17 protein-coding genes are annotated in these 18,760 nt (G+C 64.3%); 5 read left to right on the top strand and 12 right to left on the bottom strand.

Annotated elements, in window-relative coordinates; translation table 11 throughout:
* Positions 1 to 121: 121 nt before the first annotated feature.
* The 4 genes from H7995_RS13875 to H7995_RS13890 form a co-directional block, all read right to left on the bottom strand.
* Entirely contained in the window at positions 122 to 517 is a 396-nt protein-coding gene (locus tag H7995_RS13875; RefSeq protein WP_166590647.1) for a YajG family lipoprotein, read from the bottom strand.
* A 115-nt stretch (positions 518 to 632) separates the two neighbouring features.
* On the bottom strand, positions 633 to 1,349 hold the full coding sequence (locus H7995_RS13880; RefSeq protein WP_166590646.1) for an anti-sigma factor: 717 nt from the start codon (positions 1,347 to 1,349) through the stop codon (positions 633 to 635).
* Positions 1,346 to 1,876, bottom strand: a complete 531-nt coding sequence (locus tag H7995_RS13885) for a sigma-70 family RNA polymerase sigma factor (protein ID WP_166590645.1) — start codon at positions 1,874 to 1,876, stop codon at positions 1,346 to 1,348. Before H7995_RS13885 ends, H7995_RS13880 begins: the two co-directional genes overlap by 4 nt.
* Before the next feature lie 112 nt (positions 1,877 to 1,988).
* Positions 1,989 to 2,531: a DUF3455 domain-containing protein gene (locus tag H7995_RS13890; protein ID WP_166590644.1), complete on the bottom strand. Its 543-nt coding sequence runs from the start codon at positions 2,529 to 2,531 to the stop codon at positions 1,989 to 1,991.
* A gap of 397 nt (positions 2,532 to 2,928) precedes the next feature.
* Here H7995_RS13890 and H7995_RS13895 point away from each other — a divergent pair, with 397 nt between their 5' ends.
* On the top strand, positions 2,929 to 5,085 hold the full coding sequence (locus H7995_RS13895) for an LTA synthase family protein (protein ID WP_206684601.1): 2,157 nt from the start codon (positions 2,929 to 2,931) through the stop codon (positions 5,083 to 5,085).
* Positions 5,086 to 5,189: 104 nt separating this feature from the next.
* Here H7995_RS13895 and H7995_RS13900 read toward each other — a convergent pair whose 3' ends face one another.
* The 3 genes from H7995_RS13900 to H7995_RS13910 form a co-directional block, all read right to left on the bottom strand.
* Positions 5,190 to 5,636, bottom strand: coding sequence for an NUDIX hydrolase (locus tag H7995_RS13900; RefSeq protein WP_182340776.1), 447 nt, complete (start codon positions 5,634 to 5,636; stop codon positions 5,190 to 5,192).
* A gap of 45 nt (positions 5,637 to 5,681) precedes the next feature.
* The gene (locus H7995_RS13905; protein WP_166590641.1) at positions 5,682 to 6,905 is read right to left on the bottom strand and encodes an MFS transporter; all 1,224 of its coding nucleotides are present in this window, start codon (positions 6,903 to 6,905) and stop codon (positions 5,682 to 5,684) included.
* A gap of 149 nt (positions 6,906 to 7,054) precedes the next feature.
* Complete coding sequence (locus tag H7995_RS13910; RefSeq protein ID WP_185818499.1) at positions 7,055 to 7,636, bottom strand: TetR/AcrR family transcriptional regulator; 582 nt, start codon at positions 7,634 to 7,636, stop codon at positions 7,055 to 7,057.
* 363 nt (positions 7,637 to 7,999) lie between these two features.
* Between H7995_RS13910 and H7995_RS13915 the strand changes: the two genes are divergently transcribed.
* On the top strand, positions 8,000 to 8,317 hold the full coding sequence (locus H7995_RS13915; RefSeq protein ID WP_185818500.1) for a hypothetical protein: 318 nt from the start codon (positions 8,000 to 8,002) through the stop codon (positions 8,315 to 8,317).
* A gap of 87 nt (positions 8,318 to 8,404) precedes the next feature.
* Here the strand turns inward: H7995_RS13915 and H7995_RS13920 are convergent, their stop codons facing one another.
* Positions 8,405 to 9,304 carry a bile acid:sodium symporter family protein gene (locus H7995_RS13920; RefSeq protein ID WP_166590638.1) on the bottom strand — a complete coding sequence of 300 codons (900 nt, stop codon included), beginning with the start codon at positions 9,302 to 9,304 and terminating at the stop codon, positions 8,405 to 8,407.
* A gap of 202 nt (positions 9,305 to 9,506) precedes the next feature.
* On the opposite strand from H7995_RS13920, the gene H7995_RS13925 reads away from it, so the two are divergent.
* Both H7995_RS13925 and H7995_RS13930 read left to right on the top strand, forming a co-directional pair.
* Positions 9,507 to 10,952 carry a SulP family inorganic anion transporter gene (locus H7995_RS13925; RefSeq protein ID WP_182340766.1) on the top strand — a complete coding sequence of 482 codons (1,446 nt, stop codon included), beginning with the start codon at positions 9,507 to 9,509 and terminating at the stop codon, positions 10,950 to 10,952.
* Between the two features lie 144 nt (positions 10,953 to 11,096).
* A complete protein-coding gene (locus H7995_RS13930) occupies positions 11,097 to 12,089 on the top strand; it encodes an NAD-dependent epimerase/dehydratase family protein (protein WP_185818501.1) in 993 nt (330 codons plus the stop codon).
* On the opposite strand, the gene H7995_RS13935 is transcribed toward H7995_RS13930, so the two are convergent.
* From H7995_RS13935 to H7995_RS13950, 4 genes are all read right to left on the bottom strand, one after another.
* A complete protein-coding gene (locus H7995_RS13935; protein ID WP_166590636.1) occupies positions 12,059 to 12,457 on the bottom strand; it encodes a GFA family protein in 399 nt (132 codons plus the stop codon). The two genes, H7995_RS13930 and H7995_RS13935, sit on opposite strands and share 31 nt — an antisense overlap.
* Positions 12,458 to 12,488: 31 nt before the next feature.
* Positions 12,489 to 13,694, bottom strand: coding sequence for a chromate efflux transporter (gene chrA, locus H7995_RS13940; RefSeq protein ID WP_166590635.1), 1,206 nt, complete (start codon positions 13,692 to 13,694; stop codon positions 12,489 to 12,491).
* Positions 13,695 to 13,774: 80 nt separating this feature from the next.
* Complete coding sequence (locus H7995_RS13945; protein ID WP_166590634.1) at positions 13,775 to 14,812, bottom strand: AraC family transcriptional regulator; 1,038 nt, start codon at positions 14,810 to 14,812, stop codon at positions 13,775 to 13,777.
* Positions 14,813 to 14,821: 9 nt separating this feature from the next.
* Positions 14,822 to 15,736, bottom strand: coding sequence for a GGDEF domain-containing protein (locus H7995_RS13950; protein WP_182340757.1), 915 nt, complete (start codon positions 15,734 to 15,736; stop codon positions 14,822 to 14,824).
* A gap of 452 nt (positions 15,737 to 16,188) precedes the next feature.
* Here H7995_RS13950 and H7995_RS13955 point away from each other — a divergent pair, with 452 nt between their 5' ends.
* Positions 16,189 to 18,732 carry a TonB-dependent receptor gene (locus tag H7995_RS13955; protein ID WP_185818502.1) on the top strand — a complete coding sequence of 848 codons (2,544 nt, stop codon included), beginning with the start codon at positions 16,189 to 16,191 and terminating at the stop codon, positions 18,730 to 18,732.
* Positions 18,733 to 18,760: the final 28 nt, after the last annotated feature.

Here is an 18,760-nt window from a genome sequence, read left to right on the forward strand (position 1 = left end):
GCGGGCGTCATCCTAAGTGCCCGAGCGAGCTGCCGGTGCGTGCTTCAAGCACACACCAGCAAGGTCATGGCGATCAGGAAGGGCTTGCAGATTCAGGCGCCAGGCGGCGTGAGCGGGACAGTTACTGGTACTGGATCACGATGCCTTTGAGTTTGCGGCCCTGGATGGTTTCGATATCGCGGCTCCACAGCGGTCCGCTGACGTAGGCGGCCACCGGCTGGATACGGTCGTAGACCACCACCACGGCGTCTCCGCCGATTTTCGCCGCTTCATCCTTGAGCTTCTGTTCGACGTCGGTGATCGGCGGGGCCGGGTCGACGCTGGCATCGACCAGTATTTCACCCAGGCGCACGTGGGGGCGCATCGGCTCGACCCGCAGTACCTGGACGTTGGCCGCCAGGGTCGGGCCGGGATGAGGTGCGCCGACGTAGGCGGTGGTCTGGGCATCGATGCTGGCACAAGCACTGAGTAGCAGGCTGACCAGGGTAATTGTCAGCCAGGAAACCGTGTTTTTCATTGCGCAACTCCGACATCCAGGAAGGGGGGATCGCCGCTCATTAGCTGAGAAAAAGCCTAGCACAAGGTTTTGCGCACACCGCGGCGATCGGCGAAAGGCTGACCGGCGAGCGCGATCACAGAACCTTGACCGCCCGGCCGATGAACTGGATCGGCCCGGTGGGTTTGCCGGTCGGCGAGCCACCCGGGTTTTCCAGGGTCAGCTCGAACAACTGATCGGGGGTCAGGGGCGGCAGTTGGTCCAGGGGCACCTGCAGGCGCTGCCCGGGCTTGACCAGGCCCAGGGACACCGGCGCCTGCCAACCCTCGGCCTTGGTCCAGAACTGCAGGGCCTTGTCGGCAGGTACCTGGGCAACGCCCAGCGGAATCAGTTGAATCTCCCGGGGGTTGCTGGCCTGGATGACCCAGCCTGGGGCCTGGCTCTGCGGGGCCACCAGTACCACCAGATAGGAGGTCACGGGCAGGGGCGTGGTCCGGGTCAGCAGCATGCTGCCCAGCACCAGGGTCGCGGCAAGTCCTGCACCGGCGAGGCCACGCCACAGTGCCAGGCGGTCCCACCAGGTCGGAGCTGTGGCCGGGGCAGGCGCTGCTGCCACAGGCCGATCGAGGGCCTCGAGGCTGCGTTCGATGCGCCCCCACAGGTGTGTGCTTGGTGCGTGGGGAGGGGCCAGGTCGGTCAACTCCAGCAGGCGCCGCTCCCAACTGGCGACTGCCAGGCGCAGGTCCGCGTCCACGGCCAGGCGTTGCTCGACCTCGCGCCGTTGTTCGGTCTCCAGGGTGCCCAGCACGTATTCACTGGCCAGATCGTCATTGTCGTTGGGGCTCGTGTTCATCCCATGCACTCGCGTAAGGCCGCCAGGCTGCGTTTGATCCAGGCTTTGACGGTGCCCAGGGGCGTGCCCAGCTTTTCGGCAATCTGCCCATGGGAGTAACCATCGACATAGGCATGCAGCAGGCAATCGCGGCGGGCCGGCTGCAGTTGCTCCAGGCAGTCGTAAATCCGTCCCGAATGGCCGTGCAGGTCGAAGCCGGACGGAGTGTGCGAGGCGTCTTCGTGGTCCTGGTTGATCGGCACCAGCCTGGCGTTGTTACGCATGAAGTTGAGGGCCAGATGCCGGGTGACGCTGAAGATCCAGCCGCGGGCGGTCCCCAGCGCCGGATCGAAACTGGCGGCCTTGGTCCAGATCCGGATAAACGCGTCGTGCACGATGTCTTCGGCCAGGGCATTGTCCCCGGCGATGCGCCGGGCCACTCCCAACAGGCGGGCGCTCTCCTGCGTATACAGGGCGCGCAGGGCCTGGTGGTCGCCTTGCGCGCACGCCGTCAGGCACGCTTCATAATCAAAACAGGGTTCGGGCAAGGACAATGGATCCGCCATCGACAAGGTGAAACCGCCCCAGCCCTAAGGCTGGGGTGCCATTGCAGCAGGGTAGACGAGTTTTCGCGACGGCTCGTGTTTTTACCCCGCGCCGTCAGTTGGCCGCCCAGAACAGGTAATCGGCCTGATAGTTCACGACCTCGCGCTGCCCCTTGTTGGCGGCCGTGCAGGCGAGGCCGGGTGCGACGCCGCCGCGAGTTGCCACGCGCTGGATGTAGCTGACACCGGTCATGGCACCTTTGCCTTGCGCCGGATTGGCCTTGACCAATTGATAGGGCAGGTTGCCGCTGGACGATGGCGCGACCGCCAGTTGGGTGCCGGTGATGGTCGAACCGTCCTTGGCCTGCCAGGTGGCGGGCGGGCCAAAGTAGCTGCCCAGCATTTTCCCGTCGCGGTCATTGAGGGTGGCTTTGGGGCCGACAAAAAACCACTCGGTTTGGCCGGGGGCGTTGGCCTTGTCGCGGCACTCGTAGGTGATCTCGCCAACCCCCACGCTTTCCAGCACCAGCTTGTGTCCCGACGGCACTTTGATCGGGTCCGGCAGGTTTGTTTGCCCATGGGCGAGCGACATCGCACTCATCAGGCAGGTCGCGGATAACGCAGTACCGAGGTGGCAGAGCAATTGACGGGTGTTCATTGAGGTCTCTCCAGCAGGTTGAACAGCTCGGCAGCGCAGGGGCTGCTACCTGTACTACCCGCCAGGGAGGGTTTTGGATGCAGGCGCCGGAAAAAATAAACGGTGACCCGATTAAACAGTCTGAAACAACTTGTTGCGGGGCCCCAGGACGCCGTTTCACCGAGCTGGCACAGCGCTCTGGTGCAGGGTTTATGGCCCATCTCGCGGGGTCTGGGCGCGGTGGTCGCAGTCCGACGACTGTTTAATCGCGGCGTCGATTGGGAATATGGCGGCACATCCTGCGCGTCCCTTGGTACCATCGAGCACATCTATATGAAGATTTAATGTCTGGAAGCATATTTTTGTGAACATCATTCGTCACTGGTTGCAGCACCCGCGCGCGCGTCTGATTGCCCTGATGGGCCTGGTCCTGGTGGCGCCCCTGTGCCTGCGGGCGGCCATGGGCTGGTCGGACCCGCTGGGCTACCTGTCGGACCTGGGCATCGGCAGCCTGCTGGTGGTGCTGCTGCATCGCCGTCCCTGGTGGCTGGCGCTGCCGGTGCTGCTGGTCTGGGGCCTGTTTACCGTGGCGACGGCCGAATTGGTCAGCGCGGTCGGCCGGTTGCCCAATGCGGCTGACCTTAACTACCTAATCGACCCGCAGTTTCTCGACAAATCCACCAGCGGCAGTTTTGCCCAGCCGTGGCTGGCCGCCAGCCTGCTGTCGGGGCTGCTGGTGTGGTTGCTGTGCCAATGGGCAGGTCGCGGCCAGCCTGCGCCGCGCCTGCCTCACAGTGCCTGGGCCGCCCCGGTGTTGCTGCTGGTCACGCACTGGGGGGCGCAGTACCTGCACCCGACGGATGCCGATCAATGGCAACTGTTCAACCTGCCGCACCAGTTGCTGGCCGCCGGTGTTGGCGATGTGCAGATGCGCGCCGAAGAATGGCTGGAAGGGGATGTGGTCGATGTGCCGCCGCAGATGGCCGGCCTCACTCAACTGGACCTGGACGGGCAGCAACTGCTGGGCGCACCGGGTCGTGCGCGCAATGTGCTGATCATCACCCTGGAAGGCATTCCCGGGGCCTATGTCGGGGTCAATCGTCAGGCCTTGCACAGCAGTTATCAGGAAAACCTGATGCCCAACCTCAGCCGCTGGGCCGAGCGCGGCATGAACACCCCGGACTATGTGTTGCACAGCCACCAGACCATTCGTGGCCTGTACGCCATGCTCTGCGGTGACTACGACAAACTCGACAACGGCACGCCCAAGGGCGTGGAGATGCTCACCCAGACCGAACGCAACCAGGCCTGCCTGCCGGCCCAACTGCGCCAGCACGGCTTCGCCACCCATTACCTGCAGGGTGCCGGCCTGCGCTTCATGGCCAAGGACAAGATCATGCCGCACATCGGCTTTGATGCGACCCATGGCCTGGAGTGGTTCAGCAACAGCAATTACCTGGAATTCCCCTGGGGCAAGGACGACAAGGCCTTCTTCGAAGGCGCGCTGGATTACGTCGGTCAACTGAAAAAGCAGAAGCAGCCGTGGATGCTGACCCTGCTGACCGTGGGCACGCACCAGCCGTACTCGGCTCCGGAGGAGTACCTGCAGCGCTACGACACGGCCAAGCAGGCCGCCGTCGGTTACCTGGACGACGCCCTTGGGCAGTTCCTCGATGGCCTGGAACGCCAGGGCATTCTCAAGGACACCCTGGTGGTGATCACTTCCGACGAATCCCACGGCATCGATGGTGTCCGCCTGGCCTCGTCCTGGGGCTTCAACCTGACACTGGCCCCCGAGCAGGATCAACTGCCACGGGTCAAGCAAGGGGTCTATGGGCACGTCGACCTGAGCACCTCGATCCTCGACTATTTCTCCTTGCCGGTGCCACCGAGCCTGAGTGGTCGCTCGCTGTTTCGCGACTATGCCAGCGGCCGGGAAATCATGTCGTACACCAACGGCAAGCTGCGTTACCACGATGGCCAGGGCACCCTCACCGAGTGCGATTTCCAGCAACGCTGCCGCTACTACAGCAGCGCGGGGTTCATTGCCGACCGTGCGACCTTCGCCGGCCAGTACGGCGGCCTGCGGGCCCGTCAGATCAGCGCCCGCGCCGAGGCCCTGGACCGCACACTGCTGCGCACCCCGCTGAACCAGCGCTACCAGTTCGGCAGCCCGGCGATCATCCCGCTGCAGGCACAGATCAAGGACGACTGGGCCGACAACCTGATCGGCGCGCAGTACCTGGAAATGCCCAAGGGCTCCCAGACCCGCGTGCGCCTGACAGTGCGCTCGCTGGACCCGCAAGAGAAGGTCTACATCCTGCTCAAGGCCAAGGAGCTGGAACAGGACGTGCCGCTGGGCCTGCCGGAAGAAATGCTGGTGACCGGCGATCAACCGCTGGAAATGAACTTCAGCTTCGACAACCCCGAGTCACGCAAGGCCTTTTCTTTCCACCTGCTGGGGTACGGGGTGGGGGCGATCGAGGTCAGCGATTTCACGGTGATCACCGAAGATCCGGGGCAACCGGAGTCGTTGGACGATATCCCGGACGAGGCGATTGTGCATTCGAGCTGAAGCCCTCAGCTCGCCCAGGTTTTGTTGCCAGTTGCGCATAGCCAATGAAGTAGATGCCGAACTCGCCTGCGCCGGGGCGGGGAACCGCAGGGTTTGCAATTCGCTCAGTCAAGCAGGCCGGCGTTCTTCAGCAGCGGGTAGAGGCCTTCGGGCACCAGGGGGGCGCTGTCGGTGAACGCCGAGCTGTCTTGCCAGGTGACCTGAAAGGCCATGCCGTCGCTTTCGTGACCGGTGAGGCAGGCCATCTGGTACAGGCGCTGATCACGAAATTGCCCATCGTAGACCTGGACGATTTCATGCCCTGGCGTGTTGTTGTATGTGAACAGGCTTTCCAGCGTGCCGACCAGGCGCAGGTGGTCGACCGTCTGGTCGAGCTCTTCCTGGACTTCGCGCACGATCGCCTGGGCACTGGTTTCACCGAATTCGATGCCACCGCCAACCGGCCGGAACAGGGTCTGTCCGGTGACGGGATCGTCGAAGCGATGGACCAGGATTCTGCCCTGGTGATGGAACACGCAGAGCGCGAGCGCGCGGATGCGGGGTGTTGTCATGAGCTGAAGTCCTTTTGCAGGTGATGCCCGAGATAGCACCAAGTCCTAGGGCATGATAACGCGGCGACCGGGCGTGAAACCACGGGCCCTGGCTCGCCACACAACGGCCAGAGCCAGCAGCGCGAGGACCAGCACCGTCGGAGCAAACGCCTGGGCGCCGATCTGTTCCAGCAACAGGCCGCCGACGATTCCGCCTGTGGCCACGGCCAGGTTGAACAGAGTGACCAGCATCGACTGGGCGACATCGGCTTCGTCACCGGCGGTATCGGCTATCGCCGTTTGCAGCAAGGTGGGCGCCCCGCCAAACGTCAGGCCCCAGACCACCACACTGATCAACACCCAGTCGGCGTCGGCGTTGACGATGGCCAACCCAAGCGCCGCCAGGGCGAACAGCGCCAGGCTCAGCAACGCCAGCACGCGCAGGCTGCGATCCACCCACAAACCGGTAACGCTGAGGCCCACGATGGAGGCGACGCCGAACAGCAGCAGCACCAGGTCGGTCCGTTGGCCCAGCCCTACGGACGCCAGGAAAGGGGCGATGTAGGTGTAGAGAATGTTGTGCGCCAGGATCCACAGGAAAATCACCAGCAGGATCGGACGCAGGCCCGGCAGCCGCACAATACTGCGGATCGGCTGGCGCTGACGGTGGGCTTGCCCGGCAAAGTCCGGCACCGCCAACCGCACCCAGGCCAACAGCAGCAGGGCCAGGGCCGACATGATCCAGAACACCCCACGCCAGTCGAACAGGCTGCCCAGCCAGGTGCCCAGAGGCACACCGAGGCACAGGGCAATGGGTTGGCCGACACCGACCACCGCCAGGGCCCGGCCCTGCAGTTCATGGGGCACCAGGCGCCGGGCATAACCGGCCAGTAGCCCCCAGATCACGCCCGCCGCCATACCGGCAAGGAACCGCGCGACCAGGGTCAGGCCGTAGTGGCTGGACAGGGCGGTGACGCTGTTGAACAGCAGCAAACCGCCGATCGCCAGGAGGAACAAGGGGCGTCGGCGCCATGTCCGGGTCGCCGCCACCAGCGGAATGGCGGCCAGCACCGAACCCAGGGCGTAGAGGGTCACCAACTGTCCAGCCATGGCCTGGGACACCCCCAGCCCCTGGCTGATCAGCGGTAGCAGGCCGGCGGGCATGGTTTCGGTCATGATCGTGATGAAGCCGGCCAGGGTAAAGGCCAGCAATTGCCACAGGGGCAGTCGTGACGTATGGCTGGCATCGACCTTTGCGCACAGCGAGGGAGGGGGGCTGGGTAGGTTCATCGGCAAGTCCTTGAGGAAAAATCCATGATTTATTCTGGAATGATCATTCCAGAAACGGGCAAATAAAAAGCAGCCATAAGCCCTGCGCCAGTCTTTGTAGCGCTGGCGCGACGCAATCTGTGTTGGGTTTCTACAGGGTTATGTTGGGGTTACAAGGCGTCCAGCGTGATGTCGAGCACATCCAGCAAGCGTTGCCGGCGTTGGTGCCGGGCGCTGCCTTTGCTCAAGACCCGTAGGCCTTGAATGGTGTTGACGATAAACCGTGCCAATGCCCGGGGGTTTTTCTGCGAGGCGATTTCCCCTTCGGCCTGGCCGCGCAGCAGCGCCTGCTCCAGGGCCTTTTCCAGGCGCAGGAAGTTGCCTGCCAGCAGCTCGGTGATGCGGTCGTCCGGACCGGCCAACTCCAGTGCGGCATTGGCCGCGAGGCAACCCCGTTGGGCACTGCCATCGAGTTCGTCGTTGACGATGCGCATCAGCAGGCGCCGGACCAGTTCCTTGACCGGACCCGGCTCCTGCAGCAGCGTGATGTTGCGGGCGGTCAGCTCGTGATAACGACGTAGCGCCTGCGCGTAAAGCCCATGCTTGTTCTCGAAGGCGTTGTACAGGCTGCTGCGAGACAGTCCGGTAGCGTCCACCAGGTCCTGGATCGAAGTGGCGCTATAGCCCAGTTGCCAGAACACCTGCATCGCGGCGTCGACTATCTCGTCGTGGTTGAAAGCCTTGGTGCGCATCGTTGATGCCTTTCTGGAATGATCATTCCAGAAAGGCTACGCACCGCCGCCTGTTCCGTCAAGCGCGGTGCATCACCCTCAATACTGTGCGCGCAGGGTCAGCGTCAGGTATTGACGTTGTTTTTGGGGGGGATGGCGCTGGAGGTCTTGCCTTCATTGCCGTCATCGGCCTCCAGGCTCCAATTGTCGCTCCACTCGGTTCCCAGTCTTCGCTGCAGCCAGGCGTATAGCCAGCCTGGCCCACGTAGAGGGCTTCGACGTGGTGCTGGTGAGTGACGGTAGGAGCCTCGCTGACCGCGGGGCAGTTTGTTTGGCTACACTGTCCGGTGTCGAACTTGCCACTCACGGATAAGGCGTTGTCCCATGAACCGATTATTCCTTCTGCCCCTGTTGCTGTTGAGCAGCTCGCTTGTCCAGGCGGCGATCCCGCTGCTCAATTACACCTGTCCCGGTGGTATCGAGGTGCATGCCGATGAGGGAGGGCCGGTCTATATCAATGGCAAGCAAGCCAGGCTCAAGCGCTTCAATGACAATTACTACGAAGCGACGGGGGAGGGAGTGACAATCTCGATTTCCCGTAATCCCGATCAGAGTTTCAGTCTGTCGTACACGGGCAAGCATGGGGTCAATGGTATTTGCAGTGATAGTTCGGTGGTGGAGCGGGGGGATGGTGCGCCATAGAATCTGGAAGTCCGCCCATCCCCTGTCACTGCTGCCGAGCCCGCGAGGCTGCGTTCAAGGACGCAGTTCTCGCCGCGTTTGCCCCACTCACCCCGCCAATTCCCGCTCCTCCAACGCCAACTGCTTACCGTGTACGCGGTTGACCCACCAGCCGAATCCTGCGGCGGTGAAGAACATGATGAAGCTGTAGATCGCGGCCGGAATGGCCATGGTGGCGTTGTTCAGCAGGCTCGGGCTGAGTGCCAGGGCGATGGCCAGGGTGCCGTTGTGGATGCCGATTTCCATGCCGATGGCCACGGCCTGGCGTTGTGGCAGGCGTAGCAGGCGGGGGACGCCGTAGCCGATGGCCAGGCTGAGCAGGTTGAACAGCAGCGCGGCCAGGCCCACGACCGGCGCGTAGTCGACCACGGTCTGCCAGTCCTTGATGAAGGCGATGGTGACTGTGCCGACGAGGAACAGGGCGGAGACGATTTTCATTGGTTTTTCCATGCGGCTGGCAAAGCGTGGCCAGAAGCGGCGCACCAGCATGCCCAGGCCGACCGGCAGCAGGACAATCGCGAACACCTGCAGCACCTTGGCAAATTGCAGCGGGATGGCCTGGTCGGCGGACATGAAATACAGCAGCGACAGGTTCACCAGCAGCGGCATGCTGAGGATCGCGATCATCGAGTTGACCGCCGTCAGCGTCACGTTCAACGCCACGTCGCCGTGGGCCAGGTGGCTGTAGAGGTTGGCGGTGGTGCCGCCGGGTGAGGCGGCCAGCAGCATCAGGCCCACGGCCAGCGCCGGCTCCAGGCGAAAACCCTGGACGATCAGGAAGCACAGGAATGGCAGTACCAGCAACTGGCAGACCAGGCCGATCAGCACGGGCCTGGGGTATTTCACCACGCGGGTGAAGTCGGCCAGGGTCAGTGAGAGGCCCAGGCCCAGCATGATGATGCCCAGGGCAATGGGCAGGAACGCGGTCAGCAGTGGCGTTGCGGTCATGGTCGGTCGACTCGTGGGAAAGGACGCTCACCAAGGTGTAGCACGCAGTCTGGAAATGGACAGGTCGCCAGTTGTTACAAAATCCCCATTGACGATTGGAGCCCGCCACGACTGGTCCGCCCGCTGGCAATTGCGTAACATTCACCGCCTTTTCCCGTCATCGTCCACGGCCGGTTGCTCCGGTCGCCACTTCAGGTAAGCCATGAAACCTCAACGTCTGCGCGCCGATGTCCTGGCCGGACTCACCACGTCTTTTGCCCTGTTGCCCGAGTGCATCGCCTTCGCCCTGGTGGCCCACCTCAATCCGTTGATGGGGCTCTACGGCGCCTTCATCATTTGCACCCTGACCGCACTGTTCGGCGGCCGGCCGGGCATGGTCTCCGGTGCGGCCGGTTCGATGGCGGTGGTGATCGTCGCGCTGGTGGTCCAGCACGGCGTGCAGTACTTGCTCGCCACCGTGCTGCTGGGCGGGCTGATCATGCTTGCGTTCGGCCTGTTGCGCCTGGGCAAGCTGGTGCGCATGGTGCCGCATTCGGTGATGCTGGGGTTCGTCAACGGCCTGGCGATCATCATCGCCCTGGCGCAACTGGAGCATTTCAAGAGCGGGGAGGCCTGGCTCAGCGGAACACCGTTGTACCTGATGCTCGGCCTGGTGGCCGCGACCATGGCCATTGTCTACCTGCTGCCGCGCCTGACCCGTGCAGTGCCGCCGGCCCTGGTGGCGATTCTGGGGGTGGGTGCGGCGGTCTACCTGCTGGGCCTACCGACCCGGACCCTGGGGGACATGGCACACATTGCCGGCGGCTTGCCGGTGCTGGCATTCCCCGACTTGCCGTGGACCCTCGAGACCCTGCGCATCATTGCCCCCTACGCGGTGTTGATGGCACTGGTGGGACTGCTGGAAACCCTGTTGACCCTGAACCTGACCGATGAGATCACCGAGAGCCGTGGTTACCCGGACCGTGAGTGTGTGGCGCTGGGCGCGGCCAACATGGTCTCGGGGGTGTTCGGGGGCATGGGTGGCTGCGCGATGATTGGCCAGACCGTGATCAACCTCAGCTCCGGCGGGCGCGGGCGGCTCAGTGGCGTGGTGGCCGGGGTGATGATTCTGTTGTTCGTGCTGTTCCTGTCACCGCTGATCGAGCGCATTCCCCTGGCGGCCCTGGTCGGGGTGATGTTCGTGGTTTCGCAGCAGACCTTCGCCTGGGCCTCCCTGCGGGTCCTGAACAAGGTGCCGCTGAACGATGTGCTGGTGATTGTCGCGGTGACCCTGGTCACGGTCTTCACCGACCTGGCCACCGCCGTGTTGTGCGGGATCATCATTGCCGCGCTCAACTTTGCCTGGCAGCAAGCCCGCCAGTTGTATGCCGACAGCCACCTGGAGGCCGACGGCAGCAAGCTCTACCGGGTCCATGGCACGCTGTTCTTCGCCTCGACCACGCCCTTTCTCAACCAGTTCGACAGCGCCGGCGACCCACCCCAGGTGACCCTCGACTGCCGGCACCTGAGCTTCGTCGACTACTCGGCCATCGCCGCCCTGGACACCCTGCGCGAGCGCTACGCCAAGGCCGGCAAGCACCTGCGCGTGCTGCACCTGTCCGAGCGCTGCAAGAAACTGCTCAAGCGCGCCCGGGTGGCTCACGACTGAGGGGGGCCTGATCGTCACCGATGCGTTCGATCGGTCTCTCGAACGCCAGGGGCAGGCCCATCACCGGCCAGGCCCTGCGCCCTTGACTCTCCCCCCAGGGGCAGAGTCCATGCTGGCCGCCACGACAGGGATCAACGAGGCGCTATGAGTCAGTCATGTCTGGTCACCGGGGCCAATGGGCACCTGGGCAATACCCTGGTCAGGGCCTTGCTCGAGCAGGGCTATCGGGTGCGGGCCGGGGTTCGCGATATCGACGACCGCGCAGCGTTCCAGGGCCTGGATTGCGAGTTGGTGTACGCCGAATTGCTCGACGAGGAGGCGCTGTTCAAGGCGTTGCAGGGGGTCGAGGTGTTGTTCCAGGTGGCGGCGGTGTTCAAGCACTGGGCCCGAGATCCCCAGGCCGAGATTGTCCAGCCGAACGTCGAGGGGACTCGCCGGGTCCTGCGGGCAGCGAAGCGGGCCGGGGTCAAGCGGGTGGTCTACGTCAGCTCCGTGGCGGCCATCGGGCACAACGGGCAGGCACTGGATGAGCAGCAGTGGAACGTCGAGCAGGACAACGCCTATTACCGCTCGAAGATCCTCGCCGAGCAAGTTGCCTGGGACACGGCGCGAGCCCTTGACCTGTGGATGGTCGCGGTCTTGCCTTCGGCCATGATCGGCCCGAATGCGACGCGCCTGACCGACACCATGGGGTTCATCGAGTCCGTCAGGCAGCGCAAACTGCCGCTGGACCCGGGCTTTCATTTCAATTTTGTCGATGTGCGGGACGTGGCCGCGGGCATGATCCTGGCCGCGCACAAGGGCCAGCCTGGGCAGCGGTACATTCTGGCCAACGAACGGTGTTCGTCCCTGGCGCAGATCATCGATGCGGCCAATGCGGTTACTCCGGGCTATCGGCTGCCCGCGCCGGCGCCGCGCTGGCTGTTGCTGGCGCTGGCCTGGGTCGAGGAGGCGCGCGCGCGAATGACCGGGCGGCCGGCGCAGTTGTTGCAAAGTCAGGTGCGGATGTTCCACCAGGTGCGCCAGCACTACTGCATCGACAAGGCCAGGCAGCAACTGGGTTTTGCCCCGCGCACGCCCGAGGCCGCGCTGCAATCAGTCTTTCGCTATCTGGGTCGCCGCGCGTCGTCGAGCTGATACCAGCAGGCTTTGTCCTCGATGCAGCTGTGGCGTTGCTTGGCGGGCTGGAAGGGGGTGTCCAGGGTTGCGACGGCAATCGAGATCCAGTCCGGGAACGCGCCCCGGGCATCCGACCAGAACAGCGATGATCCGCAGTGCCCGCAGAACTGACGGGTGACCCCAGGGGAAGAGGGGTAGGCCTTGAGCGCCGAGGCGTCGGCTGTAATCGCCAGTGCCGATCTGGGCGCACTGGCATAGGTGGCGAACGCCGCACCGTGGGCTTTCTGGCATTTGCGGCAATGGCAATGGGTGAAGGCCTTGAGCGCACTGCTCAGTTGGTAGCTGACGGCGCCGCACAGGCAACTGCCGTGGAGTGACTGATCCATGTTCCGAGTTTGCGCCTAGTCGTTGAGTGGCTCACAGGATGACATCCAGGCCCCAGCCCGCCAAGCCGCACCCCAGCACCACCTTCCACGGCGCGACCTTGCCGAACATCAGCGCCACCAACGCCACCAGGGCCAGGGCAAAGTCTGCCGGGGTGAGGATGGCGCTGGTCCACACCGGCTGATACAGCGCGGCCAGCAGCAGGCCGACCACCGCGGCGTTGATCCCCAGCAGCGCCGCCTGCATGCGCAGGTTGCGCCGCAGCCGCTCCCAGAATGGCAGTGCGCCGAACACCAGCAGGAACGACGGCGCAAAGATCGCCAGCAGCCCCAACAGGCCACCGAGCCAGCCCGACTGCGGGCCCTGCATCGAGGCGCCGAGAAACGCGGCGAAAGTGAACAACGGCCCAGGTACCGCCTGGGTCGCGCCATAGCCGGCGAGAAAGGTCTGATTGCTCACCCAGCCGTTGGGCACCACGTCGGCCTGCAGCAACGGCAGCATCACGTGGCCGCCACCGAACACCAGCGAGCCGGTGCGGTAGAAGGCATCGATCATGCTCAGGGTCGGGCTGGCCAGCAGTTGGGCAAGGATCGGCAGGCCCACCAGCAGCACCGCAAACAACGCCAGCCATAACAGCCCGGCACGGGGGCTGATGGTGATCGGCAATGGCTCGTGCGCCAGGGTGGGCGCCGGGTTGAACAGCAACAGCCCGGCGACACCGGCTGCCGCAATCACCCCGACCTGGGCCCCGGCAACAGGCAGCATCAGCACCAGGCACGCGGCGCCGATCATCAGCAGGATGCGCGGCAAGTCCGGGCACAACAACCGCGCCATTCCCCACACGGCTTGGGCGACGACCGCCACCGCCAGCACTTTCAAACCATGCACGATGCCCCCGGGCACGGCGTCGCCGTAGTCGTGCAGCCCCAGGGCAAACAGGATCAGCACCAGGGCCGAGGGCAGAGTGAACCCGCACCAGGCAGCCAGCGCGCCACGGTAGCCGGCCCGTGACAGGCCCAGGGCCATGCCGACCTGGCTGCTGGCCGGGCCGGGCAGGAACTGGCAGAGCGTGACCAATTCGGCATAGCTGCGCTCACTCAACCAGCGCCGACGCACCACGAACTCCTCGCGAAAGTAGCCCAGATGGGCAATCGGGCCGCCGAAGGAGGTCAGGCCCAGGCGCAGGAACAGCAAAAATACCTGCCAGGGACTATGGTCTGCGCTCGGGGGTGGGGACATGCAAGGCTCTACGTAAAAGGCGGTGGGGCGGGCAACGAGCATAACAACGCGCGGCTGCGCTTTCGATAGCCTGCGGCGTTTCAAGCCCCACTGAATAGCTGGCGGATCAGCTTGGGGGTGCTGCCGGTCCAGCGCTTGAACGAGCGACGAAAGTTCGCCGGGTCGTTGAAGTTCAGGTAGGCGGCCACTTCCTCGTTGCTCAAGCCCTTGACCTGGTACAGGTAGAGCGCCACGTGTTTGCGCACCAGGTCGACCTGCTGCTGGAAACCGGTGTCGTGCTTGTGCAGCTTGCGCTTGAGGGTGGCCGGGCTCATGCCGAAGGCCTGGGCCGCCTGCTCCAGGCTCGGCGCCTGGCGGACATGGCTTTGCAGGTAACGGTACAGGCAGCCGAGAAAGCTGCTGGCATGGCCCAACTGCTCCAACTGCTGCTGGGCCTCTTGGCGGGCGACCTGGCCGGCCGTGGCGGAGGCGCCGGGCCAGGCTTGCGTCAGGTACTGGCGGGGAATGCGCATCATGTCCAGCGGGCGCTGGAACTGGGTCTGCTCGCCCAGGTGTACCCAGTACTGTTCGACATAACGGGGCTCGTCGTAGCTGAAACTGCATTGCCACGGCAGGCGCTGGCCGCTGAGCCATTGGCTCATGGCGACCAGCGAGGTCATGCTCGCCTCCAGCAGGAAGCGCCACTGCTCGCCAGCGCCGCAGCTGTCGAACCAGTAGACGTAGGCGTACTGCTCATCCAGCACCAGTTGCGGCGTCACCAAGGGGCTGAGCAACGCCTGCTGCAGGACCAGGGTGTCGAGGGCCTGGTGCAGGTTCTGCGCGTGGCGCAGGGCATGGCTGGCGGCGCCGTAATGCCCGGGCAACAGGCGCTGGCCAAACAGGAAGCTGCTGTCGTCGGCGTCGAGCAGACGCTTGCTGTTGCCGATCAAGGCAACAAACTGCTGGGGACTGAGGCGGGTCTGGCCGGCCAGGATGTCTTCATGAAACAGCCCGGTGCCGCGCAGCAGGCGATGGCTGTCGATCTCTCGCGACAGGGCCAGGTCGATCAGGGTCGCCGGCTGGTAATGCCCGGGAATGAAGCGACTGTCGTTTTCGTACCACAGGGATTTGCCGGTCATGGGCGCGCCTCAGGCCGTCTTGGCCAGCGGCTGCTTGGCCCGGGCCAGCGCCAGGTTCAGGCGTTTGAGCACCTGCTCGGGGGATTCGTCCATGGCCATCACCACCGCGGTGCTTGCCGACAGGTGCAGGCGCTCGCCGTGCTGGCGGGTTTTGTGGGCCAGGCCGTGCACCGCCTGTTGCAGCTCCAGCGCCAGCAACCGTGCCTGGCTTTCGCCGGTGTTGGCCAGCAGCACCACGAAGCGATCGCCGGCCAGGCGGCAGAGCAGGTCCTGACGCCGCAGGTTGAGCAGCAGCAAGTGACTCACGGCCTGCAGCACGGCGTCGCCTTCGGCGTGGCCACAGGCCTGGTTGATGGCGGCGAAGTTGTCCAGGTCCAGGGCCAGCAGTGACAGCGGTTGCTGCTGCGCCAGGCTTTCGTCGAGGCTGCTGGCCAGTTGGCGCTTGAGATAGTCAGCGCCGCCCAAGGGGGTGAGTTTGTCGAACAGCCGGTGTTCGCGAAACAGCCGCTCGCGCTTTTCCATCTGCGCGCTGATCGCCAGTTGTTCGCGGTGCCAGTGATAGATGCCCAGGGTCAGCAGGAGCATGCCCACCGGCATCGGCCCCGACTCCAGCCAGTGATCCCAGGTGATGCTGTCGGGCAGGCGGATAAACTCGTCGAGGCTGTCGATCCACCAGGAGAAAAAGATGCAGCCCAGGCCCAGCGCCAGGTAATTGGTGACCCGCCCGGCAGGCCGGCTTTTGAGCACCAGGCCCAGCCACACCAGGGCCAGCAGGGCCGAGCCGCCTTCACCGACGATGTCCAGCCAGACCCATTCGCTGACGCTTTTCAACTCGCCGCAGGCCAGGTGCAGGATCAGCCCCAGGTTGGCGGCCAACAGCAGCAGGAGCAGTTTCCAGCGGTGGGGTTTGAGTACCGAGAACATGGCCGTGATCCTTTGGCGAACGAGCAGTGCGCGCCAGCACAGCAGATGTCTGTGACAGTTGGGTGACGGGGCGGGGAGGTCGAATCAGCTCAGCCTGGAACACGCGATTTTTTCGCCACCCAGCGAATGGTGCCTGGAAAATCGCCATCGCGAGCAAACGGAGCGCCGCCCGACCTCTCCCACAGTCTGGTTGCCTGCAAATCTTGCGTACGGCCACTAAACCTGTGGGTGCGAGCTTGCTCGCGATGCTCTCAAGTCAGGGCAAAATGCTGATCGGCCCCCTCGTATCAGAGGTCAAATCAGCTCACTGTCGCGGCAAAACCGCGCTAAACCCCCTGTTTACCGGGCTACCTGGCTCAGGCTGTCACAGAACCGTCATTCCCCACCCCTAGCGTGCCCTCCCAGTTGCCGGGCCTCTTGCCTGGCGTCATCGGACTCTTGGGGGGACCACCATGTACCAGCGCAGCAGCCACCCGCGCAGCGGCACCGCCGGGCTCGTCAGTTTCACACTGACCGCCCTGGCCCTGGCGATTGCCAGCGAACGCTTGCACGCCGCCGAAACCGCCGGCCAGACCGAGCACATCGAAGTGGTCGGCCAGGCCGCCAGTATCGATCAGGCGCTCAAGGAACAGCGCCGCTCCGACAGTATCAAGAGCGTGGTGCATGCCGACGGCGTGGCGCAGTTGCCGGACGAGAACGTGGCCGAGGCAGCGCAACGCATGCCGGGCGTCAGTGTCGAGCGCGACCAGGGCGAAGGCCGGTTTGTCAGCGTGCGGGGCCTGGGTCCGGACCTCAACAGCGTGACCATCAACGGTACCCTGGTGCCTTCGCCGGAAAGCGAGCGCCGCGCCGTGGCCCTCGATGTACTGCCGGCGGAGCTGGTGCAATCGCTGTCGGTGATCAAGACCCTGACCCCGGACATGGACGCCAACTCCCTCGGTGGCACCGTGGATGTGCAGAGCCTGTCGGCCTTCGATCACCCGGGCCTGTTCTACACCGGCAGCAGCGAGGCCAGCTACGACCAGAACAGCCACCAGACCAGCCCGAAATTTTCCGGGGCGATCAGCGACCGCTTCAGCCTGGGCGACGGCATCGACAATTTCGGCGTGGCCGCGGCGCTGAGCTGGCAGAAGCGTGACTTCGGTTCGGACAACGTCGAGACCGGCGGCGCCTGGGACTTCGAGCGCGGTGCAAGGCTTGAGGAGTTCGAGCAGCGTGACTACGACATCAGCCGGGAACGCACCGGTGGCGGCCTGAACTTCGACTACAAGCCCGATGACCTGAGCAGCTATTACCTGCGCACCCTCTACAGCCGCTACAAGGACAGCGAGACGCGCAACTCCACCAGCATCGAGTTCGCCGAGCCCCAGGCCGCCGCAGAACGGGGGGACGCCGACGGCAAGCGCAAGCTCAAACAGCGCGAGGAAACCCAGGAGATCCAGTCCTACGTGCTGGGTGGCGAGCGCCTGTTGGGCCTGTGGACCCTCAGCGGCCAGGCCGGCTACAGCCGCTCCAGCGAAGACAGCCCGGGGCACATCGCCAATGCCGCCTTCAGTGGCGCCGACGACTTTGCCGGCAGCGGTTTCTACGACACCGAGAAGCCGCGGCTGATCATTGGCCAGGACTTCTACAACCCCGACAACTTCAGCCTCGACAAGGTCGACTGGGAAAAGCAGAAAACCACCGACACCGAGAAAAACCTGCGCCTGGACCTGGCCCGCGACTACGACCTCAGCGGTTATGCGTCCCAGGTCAAGTTCGGCGGCAAGGTCAGCCGGCGCAACAAAGACAACAACCTCGACGCCTGGGTTTATGAGGACTTCGACGACCTGGGCTTGAGCGATGAACAACTCAACCTCAGCCAGTTCCAGAAGGGCAAGGTCCACTACCGCCTTGGCGAGTTCGGCCCGGGTATCAGTTCCAGCGCGATCAAGAACCTGATTGGCGGCCTCGACCGGGCGGACTTCTATGACGAGACCGAGTCGCGGGTCAACGACTTCAAGATGAGCGAGGACATCAACGCCGGCTACCTGATGAACACCCTGGACATCGACGACTGGCGCTTCATTGCCGGTATGCGCTACGAAGGCACCGAATTCGCAGCCAAGGGCACCGGGGTCAACGACGGCGAGTTCGAGGCCAACGACAGCAAGCGCAGCTACCACCACTGGTTACCCGGCCTGCACGCGCGCTACCAACTGGACAAGAACACCCAGGTGCGCGCGGCCTGGACCAAGTCCGTGGTGCGGCCGACCTTCGGGCAACTGGCGCCGGGGTTTGTCATCGACGATGACGAGGCAACCTTTGGCAACCCCAACCTCAAGCCCCTGGAATCGAGCAACCTGGACCTGGGCATCGAGCACTACATGGGCCGCGCGGGCACGATCTCGGCGTTCGTGTTCTACAAGGACATCCAGAATTTCGTCTACAACACCGACGTCGCCGGCAGCGGTGCCTGGGTCGATTTCTCCGAGGCCCACACCTTCACCAACGGTGACAGCGCCAAGCTCTACGGCCTGGAACTGGCCTACTCGCAGAAATACGACTGGCTGCCCGCCCCATGGAACGGCCTGCTGCTGGGGGCCAACGCCACCTTCAGCCGTTCGGACGCGCAGATCGAAGGCTTCGACGCCGCCAGCGGGGGTAACCGCAAACGCAGCATCGACCTGCCGAGCCAGTCGGACACCGTCGGCAACCTGATGCTCGGCTGGGAAGACGACACCCTCAGCCTGCGCCTGTCGGCCAACTACAAGTCCGACTACCTCTATGAGCTGGCCGCAATCAACGACAAGGCCCACGACCTGCACGTGGATGCCCAGACTTTCGTCGACTTCAGTGCGCGTTACTCGCTGACCAAGAACCTGCAGCTCAACTTCGAGGCGCAGAACCTCACGGACGAGTCGTACTACGTCTACGCCGGCCACGGCGCCTACAACGCCCAATACGAAGAGTACGGCCCGACCTTCAAGCTTGGCCTGACCTTTACCCATTTTTGATTCCCTGCTTGCCACAGATTCGGGCATT

The sequence above is a fragment of the Pseudomonas kielensis genome (assembly GCF_014236655.1).
GTDB classification, from domain to species: domain Bacteria; phylum Pseudomonadota; class Gammaproteobacteria; order Pseudomonadales; family Pseudomonadaceae; genus Aquipseudomonas; species Aquipseudomonas kielensis.